Source organism: Haloactinopolyspora sp. (genome assembly GCF_027324685.1).
Taxonomy (GTDB): domain Bacteria; phylum Actinomycetota; class Actinomycetes; order Jiangellales; family Jiangellaceae; genus Haloactinopolyspora.
Map to the genome: position 1 here is coordinate 1 of NZ_DAHVSH010000207.1, position 10,946 is coordinate 10,946.

11 protein-coding genes are annotated in these 10,946 nt (G+C 66.7%); 6 read left to right on the forward strand and 5 right to left on the reverse strand.

The annotated features are described in order from the left end of the window. Positions 1–128: 128 nt before the first annotated feature. Together ssb and ettA are read left to right on the forward strand one after the other, a co-directional pair. A complete protein-coding gene (gene ssb / locus M6444_RS22240) occupies positions 129–704 on the forward strand; it encodes a single-stranded DNA-binding protein (protein ID WP_298332594.1) in 576 nt (191 codons plus the stop codon). Positions 705–825: 121 nt separating this feature from the next. Further along, entirely contained in the window at positions 826–2,502 is a 1,677-nt protein-coding gene (gene ettA, locus M6444_RS22245) for an energy-dependent translational throttle protein EttA (protein WP_298332597.1), read from the forward strand. Positions 2,503–2,595: 93 nt separating this feature from the next. Here the strand turns inward: ettA and M6444_RS22250 are convergent, their stop codons facing one another. The 4 genes from M6444_RS22250 to M6444_RS22265 all read right to left on the reverse strand — a co-directional run bounded on the left by M6444_RS22250 (position 2,596) and on the right by M6444_RS22265 (position 6,213). After that, positions 2,596–3,549, reverse strand: coding sequence for a glycine betaine ABC transporter substrate-binding protein (locus M6444_RS22250; protein WP_298332599.1), 954 nt, complete (start codon positions 3,547–3,549; stop codon positions 2,596–2,598). A 26-nt stretch (positions 3,550–3,575) separates the two neighbouring features. After that, complete coding sequence (locus tag M6444_RS22255) at positions 3,576–4,271, reverse strand: ABC transporter permease (RefSeq protein ID WP_298332601.1); 696 nt, start codon at positions 4,269–4,271, stop codon at positions 3,576–3,578. A 95-nt stretch (positions 4,272–4,366) separates the two neighbouring features. Further along, positions 4,367–5,572 carry a betaine/proline/choline family ABC transporter ATP-binding protein gene (locus M6444_RS22260; protein ID WP_298332604.1) on the reverse strand — a complete coding sequence of 402 codons (1,206 nt, stop codon included), beginning with the start codon at positions 5,570–5,572 and terminating at the stop codon, positions 4,367–4,369. Next, positions 5,569–6,213 (reverse strand): ABC transporter permease, encoded by a 645-nt coding sequence (locus M6444_RS22265; RefSeq protein ID WP_298332606.1) that lies wholly within the window; start codon positions 6,211–6,213, stop codon positions 5,569–5,571. The genes M6444_RS22260 and M6444_RS22265 overlap by 4 nt, the downstream gene beginning before the upstream one ends. Before the next feature lie 196 nt (positions 6,214–6,409). On the opposite strand from M6444_RS22265, the gene M6444_RS22270 reads away from it, so the two are divergent. From M6444_RS22270 to M6444_RS22280, 3 genes are read left to right on the forward strand one after another with little or no spacing between them, the layout of a single operon-like run. Beyond that, on the forward strand, positions 6,410–6,859 hold the full coding sequence (locus M6444_RS22270; protein WP_298332609.1) for a thioesterase family protein: 450 nt from the start codon (positions 6,410–6,412) through the stop codon (positions 6,857–6,859). Further along, on the forward strand, positions 6,856–7,260 hold the full coding sequence (locus tag M6444_RS22275; protein ID WP_298332612.1) for a thioesterase family protein: 405 nt from the start codon (positions 6,856–6,858) through the stop codon (positions 7,258–7,260). Before M6444_RS22270 ends, M6444_RS22275 begins: the two co-directional genes overlap by 4 nt. Further along, complete coding sequence (locus M6444_RS22280; protein ID WP_298332615.1) at positions 7,257–7,895, forward strand: hypothetical protein; 639 nt, start codon at positions 7,257–7,259, stop codon at positions 7,893–7,895. The genes M6444_RS22275 and M6444_RS22280 overlap by 4 nt, the downstream gene beginning before the upstream one ends. 817 nt (positions 7,896–8,712) lie before the next feature. On the opposite strand, the gene M6444_RS22285 is transcribed toward M6444_RS22280, so the two are convergent. After that, complete coding sequence (locus tag M6444_RS22285; protein ID WP_298332617.1) at positions 8,713–10,353, reverse strand: alpha-amylase family glycosyl hydrolase; 1,641 nt, start codon at positions 10,351–10,353, stop codon at positions 8,713–8,715. 82 nt (positions 10,354–10,435) lie between these two features. Between M6444_RS22285 and M6444_RS22290 the strand changes: the two genes are divergently transcribed. Beyond that, positions 10,436–10,945 (forward strand): DUF664 domain-containing protein, encoded by a 510-nt coding sequence (locus M6444_RS22290; RefSeq protein WP_298332619.1) that lies wholly within the window; start codon positions 10,436–10,438, stop codon positions 10,943–10,945. Position 10,946 lies beyond the last annotated feature (1 nt).

The window sequence follows — 10,946 nt, forward strand, 5'->3', positions numbered from 1 at the left end:
GGGATTTCCACAGGCCGCCGTCGCCCGGATGGTTGTCCACATTCTTGCTGCGGCGCCTTTCGCCCCTGAACTCCGCGCGCCAATGTCGTGAGCGTCAAGCTCACACATTCGAGCGCGGGAGGCGCCATATGAGCGACGCGAACGTCACGATCGTGGGAAACGTCGCAAGCGACGTCCATTCGTCGTCCACTCACAACGGCAGTCAGGTCTCCAGTTTCCGGCTGGCCAGCCAGCGGCGGTTCTACAACCGCAGGATGGGCCGGTGGGTGGAAGACCCGGCGTCGTTCTACCGGGTCGTGTGCTGGCGCGCGCTGGCTGCCAACGTCGCCGCGAGCATCCGCAAGGGCGAACCGGTGATCGTGCACGGCAGGCTGAAGCTCAACGACTGGACCGACGACAACGGGAATTTACGCACCGACGCCGAGGTTGATGCATGGTCAGTGGGGTACGACCTGATGCGCGGCACGGCTGTGTTCACTCGTACGCGCCGGCAGGATCACACCAAGGCCGAGGATGATCCCCTCGACCACATCCGGTCTGAACAGCGGGCGCGAGCCGATGACGACGTCATCGTCGATCCAGATACCGGAGAGATGTTCAGCATCGCCCAGCTGCAACGAGAACGCTCCGGCGACGACCCCGGCGTCGACACGTCCGACACGTCCGACACGTCCGAGCAGCAGGACTCCGGTCTGGCCGCGTAGTGCCGAACTACGTGCGAAGATGCCGGCGGCGCCGTTCGGACCGACGCCGCCGGCCCCGCACCCTGGTCCCGGCAGCCGTGGTCGTCCCCAGGAGCGACGGCGGGCTAAGCTTGGAGGCGTTATGGCGGAATTCATTTACTCTATGCGCAAGGCGCGCAAGGCCCACGGTGACAAAGTCATCCTCGACGACGTCACGCTGTACTTCCTCCCCGGAGCGAAGATCGGCGTCGTCGGGCCCAACGGTGCGGGCAAGTCAAGCATCCTCAAGATCATGGCGGGCGAGGACCAGCCCTCGAACGGCGAGGCGCAGCTGGCCCCAGGCGCCACGGTCGGCTACCTCGCGCAGGAACCACCGCTGAACGAGGACAAGACGGTGCTCGGTAACGTCCAGGAGGGCGTGGCGGACACCATCGAGATGCTGGCGCGGTTCAACGAGATCGCCGAGAAGATGGCCGTCGACTACTCCGACGAGCTTCTCGCCGAGATGGGCAGACTGCAGGAGCAGCTCGACCACCGCAACGCCTGGGAACTGGACTCCCAGCTCGAACAGGCCATGGACGCGCTGCGCTGTCCGCCACCCGACGCCGACGTGAAGACGCTGTCCGGTGGTGAACGCCGCCGGGTCGCGCTGTGCAAGCTGCTGCTCGAACAGCCTGACCTGCTGCTGCTGGACGAGCCGACGAACCATCTGGACGCTGAGAGCGTGCTGTGGCTCGAACAGCACCTGGAGAAGTACCCCGGCGCCGTCATCGCCGTGACCCACGACCGCTACTTCCTCGACCACGTCGCGCAGTGGATCGCCGAGGTCGACCGCGGCCGTGTCCACGGCTACGAGGGCAACTACACGACGTACTTGGAGACCAAGCAGGCCCGCCTGAAGGTAGAAGGCCAGAAGGACGCCAAGCGTCAGCGCCGACTCAAGGACGAACTCGAGTGGGTGCGGTCCAACGCCAAGGGACGCCAGACCAAGCAGCGCGCCCGGCTCGACCGGTACGAGGAGATGGCCGCCGAGGCGGAGAAGACGCGCAAGCTCGATTTCGACGAGATCCAGATTCCTCCAGGCCCCCGCCTGGGCAACGTCGTCGTCGAGGCGCAAGACCTCACCAAGGGCTTCGGCGATCGCACGCTGATGCGAAACCTGTCGTTCACGCTGCCCAAGAACGGCATCGTCGGTGTCATCGGGCCGAACGGCGTGGGTAAGACGACGCTGTTCAAGATGATCACCGGTGTTGAGACGCCGGACTCCGGCAGCATCCGCGTCGGCGACACGGTCAAACTGTCCTACGTCGACCAGAACCGCGGCGGCATCGACCCGAAGAAGAACGTCTGGCAGGTCGTCTCCGACGAGCTCGACCACATCAAGGTCGGCAACGTCGAGATGCCCAGCCGGGCGTACGTGGCGGCGTTCGGGTTCAAGGGGCCTGACCAGCAGAAGCCGGCCGGGGTGCTCTCCGGTGGCGAGCGCAACCGGCTCAACCTGGCACTGACCCTCAAGCAGGGCGGAAACCTCATCCTGCTGGACGAGCCGACCAACGACCTCGACGTCGAGACGTTGCAGTCGCTGGAGAACGCGCTGCTGGAGTTCCCGGGCTGCGCTGTGGTCACTTCGCACGACCGGTGGTTCCTCGACCGCATCGCCACGCACATCCTGGCGTGGGAAGGCAACGACGAAGACCCGGCCAAGTGGTTCTGGTTCGAAGGGAACTTCGAGTCGTACGAGAAGAACAAGGTCGAGCGGCTCGGCGTCGACGCGGCCCGGCCGCACCGCGTCACGTACCGCAAGCTCAGCCGCGACTGACGGCGGCGCCCCTACAGAAGCGGCGACTACACAGACCTCGGGCCGTGCCGCCCACGTTCGGGCGGCACGGCCCGTCGCTGTCGAGGGTCCGGCTCAGATCAGATCGTTCTGCTCCAGGAAGTCGCGGGCGACGTCCTCGGGAAACTCCTCGTCCACGTCGACACGGGCGTTGAGCTCCTGCATCGTCTCGTTGGTCAGCAGCTCCGAGATGGGTGCGAAGACGTCCTCGATCGCCGGGTACTGGTCGAGCGTTTCCTGCCGCACGGTCATCGCGATGTTGTACTTCACGAAGAACGACTTGTCGTCCTCGATCACCTGGAGATCGTTACCGACGATTCGCCCGTCGGTCTCGAACACCTCGCCGAAGTTGCACGGGTCGGACTGCGGCAGCCGCGCGTAGATGACATCCTCGTCCATCTCCGCGATCTGAGAATCCGGAAGATCGAAGCCGTAGGCCTTCTCGAGGCCGGGCCAGCCGTCCGCGCGGTCGAGGAACTCCGCCGCGGCACACAGCGAGGCGGCTTCAGGGTCCTTGTTGGCCAGGGCGGCGTAGTCCGTCAGGGTCTCTACGCCGAGTTCTTCGGCCGTGTCTGCCGCTGCGGCGATGCCGTAGGTGTTGTTCGCTTCTGCAGGATCGAGCCACACCACGCCGTTCTCGGCGTCCTCGGTGGCAACCTGATCGAAGAGCTCCGCGGAGTCGGTAGGGGCGTCGGCGGCGTCGTGCCCGAGATGGACCGTGTAGCCCGTACCGGTGTACTCCCAGTAGAGGTCGATCTCACCGGAGGTCAGGGCGGCGCGGACGTTCTCCGAGCCCTGAATGCCGGTCTGGTCCTGCACGTCGGCGCCGGCCTCCTCGAGTGCGATGATCGCGATCTGCCCCAACAGGACCTGCTCGTTGAACTCCTTGGAGCCGACCGTCAGCGAGGCACCCGACAGGTCGCCGTCCCCGCCCGAGCCACCGTCATCGTCGTCGCCGCACCCCACGAGTACGAGTGAGGTCGCGGCGAGCAGCGTGAAGGTGCGGACAATCCCGGTCCTGATATGCATGATCCTGTTCCTTCCGTCGTCGGTCGTCAGAGCCCCCGTGGCCGCATGACGTCCTCTGCGATGCCGGCGAGATAGTCGATGGTCAAAGCCAACACGGCCGTGAGCACCGCGCCCACGATGATGATCAGATCACGGCCGGCAGCGGTACCCGAAACGATCAAGGTACCGAGTCCGCCGCCATCGACGAACGCCGCCAAGGTCGCCGTACCGACGTTGATGACCAAGGCCGTCCGGACGCCGGCCATGATGATCGGCACGGCCAGTGGCAGTTCGATACGGCCCAGGACGGCTGCCCGTGACATCCCCATGCCGCGGGCGGCCTCGATGACCGACTCGTCCACCTGTTGAAGTCCGACCATGGTGTTCCGGAGGACCGGCAGCACCGTGTAGGCGACCAGCGCGACGATGACGGGCCAGAACCCGATGTCCCAGACCACGGCGAACAGCACCAGGACGCCGATGGTGGGCAGTGCTTGGCCGATGTTGAACACCGCGATCGCCGGGCGGGTCACCTTGGCCAGCGCGGGACGGGTCAGCACGATCCCCAACGGGATGGCGATCACCAGGACCAAGACCGTCGAGAGCACGGCGAGCTCGATGTGTTCGCGCACGACGGTGGTGATGTTGTCGGCGTTGATACGCCGCTGCTCGGTGCTGTCCAGTTCCTGGCCGCTGACCCACAGGTACAGCACGATCAGCACCGCGAGCAGTGCTGCCGGCATGAACAGATATCCACCCAAACCCCGGTGCCTGGCGGGAGGCGGCGTCTGGCCGGCTTCGGGGTCCCTGATCGAAGGGCTGCCGACGGTCGTCATGGTCACTCGCCGACCTCGGTGGCGTGATCGTCTTCGCCGATCAGCCGGTCGCGCATGCGCCCGCGTTCCACGCTTCGCATGGAGCGCATCGCATCGTTGATGGTGTCGATGTCGACGATGCCGAGGTAGGCGCCGTCGTTGCCGACGACGATGGCGCAGCTGTAGCGGGCGGTCAGCATCTCGTTCAGCGCATCGCTCAAGGTGGCGTGCGGCTGGACGACGGCGTCGGTGGGCAACCCGATGCTGCCCAGTGGTTCCTCACCGGCGCGGCGCAAGTGCTCGGCGGCCACCCAGCGTCGCGGCCGGTTCGCCGAATCCAGGACCAGCGCCGACGATTTGTCGCTGCCTTCGATGACCCGCAGCGCCTCACTGCGCGAGGCGTCTTCGCGAACGGTCGGCCATTCGCTGAGCTCGATGTCGTGGACGCGGCTGAGACCGAGCCGCTTCAGCGAGGCGCCCCGGCCGATGAAGTCAGCCACGAAATCGTCCGCCGGGTGGACGAGGATCTGCTCAGGTGTGTCGAACTGAGCGATGTGCGAGCCCTCGCGCAGGATCGCGATGCGATCGCCCATCTTGATGGCCTCGTCGATGTCGTGCGTGACGAAGATGATCGTCTTCTTCATCTCCGCTTGCAGTCGGAGAAATTCGTTCTGCAGCCGGTCGCGGGTGATCGGGTCGATGGCGCCGAACGGTTCGTCCATCAGCATGACGTCCGGGTCGGCGCTCATGGCGCGGGCGACGCCGATGCGCTGGCGCTGTCCGCCGGACAGCTCCTTGGGATACCGCCCGCGATACGTCGCGGGATCCATGCCGACGGTCTCGAGCAGTTCGTCGACGCGGGCGGCGATGCGATCACGTTTCCAGCCGAGCATCCGCGGGACCGTGGCGATGTTCTGAGCGATGGTCATGTGCGGGAACAAGCCGATTTGCTGAATGACGTAGCCGATACGTCGGCGCAGCTGGTCGGCGTCGACCTTGGTGACGTCTTCATCCTCGAGGAAGATCCGCCCCGACGTCGGCTCGATGAGCCGGTTGATCATCTTCATCGTGGTCGTCTTGCCGCACCCCGACGGCCCGACGAGGATGACGATCTCGCCTTCGGGAATCTCCATGCTCAGCGAGTCGACCGCGGGTTTGGCCTGGCCGGGGAACCGTTTGACGAGGTTCTCGAGCCGGATCTTGGCGGGGCCGTTCGTCGATTCGTTCATCGCAGGCCTCGTGAGGTCGTGAGTCGAAAGATGAGCACGTAGAGCAGGTCGAACAGGACCGCCAGGATGAGGATGCCCAGCATGCCGCCGAGCACGACATAGACCGCGGTGCTCGTGCCGATCCTGGCCAGGCCGGTGAAGATGTCGTTACCCAGGCCGGGGCCGTTGATGTAAGCCCCGATCGCCGCGATGCCGAGGACGACCAGCGTCGACACCCGCATGCCGGCGATGACCACCGGCCAGGCCAGCGGCAGTTCGATACGCAGCAGCCGCTGTACCCGGTTCATCCCCATGCCCTGCGCGGACTCCACGACCGAGGGGTCGACCTCGCGCAGGCCGACGATGGTGTTGCGCACGATCGGCAGCAGCGCATACATGACCAGCGCGATGAGCACCGGCGCGGTCCCCAGCCCGATCCAGACGATGAACAGGCCGAACAATGCCAGTGACGGAATGGTGAGGAACGTGCCGGTGATCGCGAGGACGATCTCGCGCGGGCGGCGGGTCTGATAGGTGAGGATGCCCAGCACGAGCCCGATCACCGTGGCGATCACAATGGCCTCGACCACGATGACGATGTGTTCGATGGTGAGCTCGAGGAGATGCTCCTGGCGCGTTTCGAGGTATTCGAGGAAGGTCATGAGGGCGTCCTGACAAGCGGGCACGCACTCACGCATGCCAGTGCTTGCACACGGTTCACTCGCACCTCATCCCTCTCATCGGAGATCTTCTTTACCACGAGTTGTCACTGTTGCATGGTGCCGGGGTCGAGACAAGGCCGAATGGCCGCTTTGATGCGGCAACTCGGCCGGTTGTTGCGTACGGCAGGATGGGACGGTGCCTCGACACGTCACTCACGTACCCCTGCGATGGGCCGACATGGACGCCCTCGGCCACGTCAACAATGTCGTCTATCTGCGCTATCTGCAAGAAGCCCGGGTGGACATGCTGTTCGTGCACGCTCCGCTGCATGGAGCTGAGGAGCTGATCGAGGGGGTGGTCGTGGCTCGGCACGAGATAGGCTACCGCGCGCCGCTGCACTTCCGGGCCGGCTCGGTCCGGGTGGAGACCTGGGTGAGCACTATCGGGACCGCCTCGTTCACGCTGGGGTACGAGGTTCTCGATGTCGATGACGACGTCCGCACGGTGTACGCGGTCGCGTCGAGTGTGCTTGTCCCCTACGACTTGGAGGACGCGCGGCCACGCCGGGTGTCGGACCGCGAACGTCGGGTTCTGGCCGAGTTTCTCGAAGCAGACGGCCCGATGCCGGGAAGGACGGCGGTATGAGGCACGTCTACGAGTGCTCAGTGCGTTTCGACGATCTCGATGCCTTCGGTCATGTCAACAATGTGACGTTCGCCGAATACCTCCAGGAGGCGCGGGTCGATTTCGCGCATCGCTACCTGGCTTACGGCCAGCGCCCGCACGAGGGCGCTGTGGTGGTTCACCAGACCATCGACTATCTGGCACCGGTGCCGTTTCGTTCCGAACCTTTGCAGGTGTCGGTCTGGGTGACGCGCATCGGTACGTCGTCGTTCGACCTGGCCTACGAGGTGGCTGACGAGAAGACGGTGTTCGCCCGGGCGAGCGGCACACTGGTGTCGTTCGACGGCGGGGCGGAGCAGCCGCGCCCGCTGACCCCGCAGGACCGTGCCGTCCTGGAGCGCTTCACCGAGGTGCCGGCATGACGACGCTGAAACCTGTCGACCCGGGAGCAGCAGCGGATCTGGCCACTTTTGCGCACCGGGTGGCGAACTTCGAGCCCGAAGCGGTGATCCGGATGGTGTCGTCCGGCTCGGTGGCCGGGTGCTTCGCCGAGACGCCGTTCGACGCGTTGGCTTTGCGGGCCGTGGCCCTGGCCGAACCGGTCGAACTCGATGTGGTGGTCGAGGCGGCGACGTTGGCCGCGCGCGTCGCCGGGGCGAGCAACGAGCTCGACTTGCCCCCCGCGTTGCCCGCTCTGCGGTGGGCCACCAGCCTGCCGCCGCGTTCGGGGTGGTCCGAGCTGGCCCGGCTCGACGTCGACGAGGTCGTCGCGCGGGTGGAGCAGGGCGTCGAGGAGTTCAAGCAGCGCGCTCCCGTGGTGGCCGAGGGCGCTTCGCTGCGTGCCGGCCGCGCCGCACTGGAGGGGCTGGCGACCGAGATCTGGGACCGCGAACTCGAAGCCGGGGTGCCCCTGCGGCTGGCCCACGCGGCGTCGTCGTACGGCTTCCTCAGCGGGTCGGGCGCCGTGGTGTTGCGGTCGGTGGGAGCGTGGTGGCGCCTGGACGCCCCGAACGGTGCCGTACTGGCCCGCAGCGGGCTGTCCCTGTTCGCCCTCTAAAAGGTGCACAGGTATCCGGCTGCCGCACCGCCATCGACACGCGGCGACAGGCCTGTGACTCGCTCCCGGACTCGCCCGCCACGCGTCGTTCCGCCCAGATTGACGCACGGTGCGGGGTGTACGCCTAGTGCCTTTGGGCTGCCGGGCGACGGGGAACCGCGCTTGCCCTCATCGCGAGTGCTGAACAGGGTGAGGTCCGATACGGAGCGCCGCGAGCTACTCGCCCCCGCCCCTCGGTCACTGGGAGCTTGTCGCCCCACTCGTGATCTTCATATTCCAGTAGGACGACCTGCATGTCGATGGTCCCGTCGCCATCGCGTTGGCGGCGCTGGCGATACCGGCTGCTGCGATCATGAGCCGGTAGCGGCGTCATAACGCCGCGAGTGACTCATCATCAGCGTGGCAAGGACCACGTCGGCCTCATGATCGCCCCTATGGCGAGATCATGAGGCGTTGGCGGCGCTGGCGATACCGCCTGCCGCGATCATGAGCCGGTACCGGCGTCATAACGCCGCGACTCGGCGTGGCTGCGGGGTTTAGCGTCGGGGCAGGCGCCTCGCCTCGTGTGCGACGACCCCGAGGTAGATCGGCGCCTGCGACTTGATCTCGGCGGGGTGTTGCGGCCGCTGCCCGTGGGGACGACGATGGCTGCATCCCCCTATGGGAGGGACATCATGAGCGAGCAGACGACCAATGCCGCGCCGATCGTGCTGATCCATGGGCTTTGGATGACCGCCCGGAGTTAAGACCACTGGCTGGAGTATTACCGGGCGGTCGCGTGGCTGACATGCGCCAGATGCTGTGACGCGATCGACCGTCAGGTCGCCAACCAGGCCGTGGTGTCCGTGGGCAGCATGCCGTCCTCGGTGAGCTCACCACTGAGCAGGAGCACCTGGCGATGGTCGGGCAACGCGACGGGCTGTGCGCCGAGGTTCACGACGCAGACGAAGCCGGTCCCGCGCCGGAAGGCGAGGACGTCCGGGTTGTCGACCTGGATCCAGTCCACCGGCTCGGCGGCGGGAATGTCACGACGCATCCGCAGAGCGGTCCGGTACAAGTGCAGCATCGAGCCGGGATCGGCCTCGGCGGCCTCGACCGACAGCGCGCCCCAGCCGTCGGGCTGCGGCAGCCAGGACCCGTCGGAGCCGAAGCCGTACGAAGGGCCGTCGATGGTCCAGGGCAGCGGTACGCGGCAGCCGTCCCGGCCGCGACGAGTGCGTCCGGAGCGCTCCCACACCGGGTCCTGTAGCGCGTCCTCGGGCAGGTCGAGCACCTCGGGAAGGCCGAGCTCCTGACCCTGATAGATGTACGCCCCGCCGGGCAGGGCCAGCATCAGCAGCCCCGCCGCGCGCGCCCGGTGCCGCCCGAGCCGCTCGTCGACCGGGCCGTCGGCGATGCGGCTGCTGCCCTCGCCGGCGGCGGTGACCTCGCGCCCGTACCGGGTGACCACGCGCTCGACGTCGTGATTCTCCAGAACCCAGGTGGCCGGCGCGCCCACCGAGGCCAGCACGGTGACCGATTCGTCGATCGAACGCCGCAGGTCCGAGGCTGACCACGCCGCCTTCAGGTAGTCGAAGTTGAACGCGCTGTGCAGCTCGTCGTCGCGCACGTAGCGGGCCAGGCGCTCCGGTGGTTCCACCCAGGCTTCGGCCACGTAGAGCCGCGGCGGATCGTAGGAGTCGGCCAGCTCCCGCCAGCCGCGGTAGATCTCGTGCACGCCGTCGCGGTCGAAGAACGGGTGGTCGGCGATCTTCGGCCGGTCGAGCAGGCCCGACTCGTCGTAGGGGATGTCGGGCTTGGTCATGTCCTTGACCATGCCGTGGGCGACGTCGATGCGGAAGCCGTCGACCCCGAGGTCGAACCAGAACCGCAGGATGTCGAGGAACTCAGCGCGCACCTCGGGGTTGGACCAGTCGAAGTCCGGCTGGGAGACGTCGAAGATGTGGAAGTACCACTGGCCGGGTGAGCCGTCCGGTTCGGTGATCCGTTCCCACGCTGACCCGCCGAACACGCTGCGCCAGTTGTTCGGCGGCTCGTCGCCGTTCGGACCGCGACCGTCGCGGAAGATGTACCGCGCCCGTTCCGGTGAACCGGGCTCCGCCGCGAGAGCCTGCTTGAACCACTCGTGATCCCAAGAGCTGTGATTGGGGACGATGTCGAGCAGAATGCGCAGCCCCAGCCCGTGCGCCTCGTCCAAAAGCGCCTTGGCCTGGGACAAGTCGCCGAAGCGCGGGTCGATGTCGCGGAAGTCGGCGACGTCGTAGCCGCCGTCGTTCAGCGGCGACGGGTACCACGGGTTGATCCACAGCGCGTCGACGCCGAGGTCGTGCAGATAGGGCAACCGATTCCGAAGACCGGCGATGTCGCCCTCGCCGTCGCCGGTACCGTCAGCGAACGAACGGATGTAGACCTGGTAGATGACGGCGTTGCGCCACCAGTCGTGCGAAGCCTGAGTCACAGGGAACCACCCTAAGCCAGGGTGGCCCGGTGGTTGTCAAACCGGGCGTGAACCGCGCGGTACATCGTGAGGAGTGATGGACGTGAGAAGTGCCGACCTGCTCGCCGACGCGTTCGACCGGATCCGGCAGAGTGTGCACGCTGCGGTCGACGGGTTGTCGGTGGATCAGCTCGCCGTACGGCTCGACCCGAAAGCGAACTCGATCGCCTGGCTGGTCTGGCACCTGACGAGAGTCCAGGACGATCACGTCTCCGACGTCGCCGGAATCGACCAGGCGTGGACGGCCGAGGGGTGGGCCGACCGCTTCGGGCTGCCGTTCGACGCCGCCGCCACGGGTTATGGTCACACCAGCGACGACGTCGCGGCGGTCAAGGTGAGCGCTGAGCTGCTCAGCGGCTACCACGACGCCGTGCACGCGCGGACGCGGTCGTTCGTCGAGGGGCTGTCCGACGCCGACCTCGACCGCATCGTCGACGAGTCGTGGACACCGGCAGTGTCGCTGGGGGTCCGGCTGGTCAGCGTGATCAACGACGACTGCCAGCACGTCGGGCAGGCAGCTTTCGCGCGCGGCATCGTGGAGCGCCGCGGCTGAG

Coding starts and splice junctions, on each gene's coding strand:
- ssb (WP_298332594.1), top strand. CDS start 129: ATGAGCGACGCGAACGTCACGATCGTGGGAAACGTCGCAAGCGACGTC.
- ettA (WP_298332597.1), top strand. CDS start 826: ATGGCGGAATTCATTTACTCTATGCGCAAGGCGCGCAAGGCCCACGGT.
- M6444_RS22250 (WP_298332599.1), bottom strand. CDS start 3,549: ATGCATATCAGGACCGGGATTGTCCGCACCTTCACGCTGCTCGCCGCG.
- M6444_RS22255 (WP_298332601.1), bottom strand. CDS start 4,271: ATGCCGGCAGCACTGCTCGCGGTGCTGATCGTGCTGTACCTGTGGGTC.
- M6444_RS22260 (WP_298332604.1), bottom strand. CDS start 5,572: ATGAACGAATCGACGAACGGCCCCGCCAAGATCCGGCTCGAGAACCTC.
- M6444_RS22265 (WP_298332606.1), bottom strand. CDS start 6,213: ATGACCTTCCTCGAATACCTCGAAACGCGCCAGGAGCATCTCCTCGAG.
- M6444_RS22275 (WP_298332612.1), top strand. CDS start 6,856: ATGAGGCACGTCTACGAGTGCTCAGTGCGTTTCGACGATCTCGATGCC.
- M6444_RS22280 (WP_298332615.1), top strand. CDS start 7,257: ATGACGACGCTGAAACCTGTCGACCCGGGAGCAGCAGCGGATCTGGCC.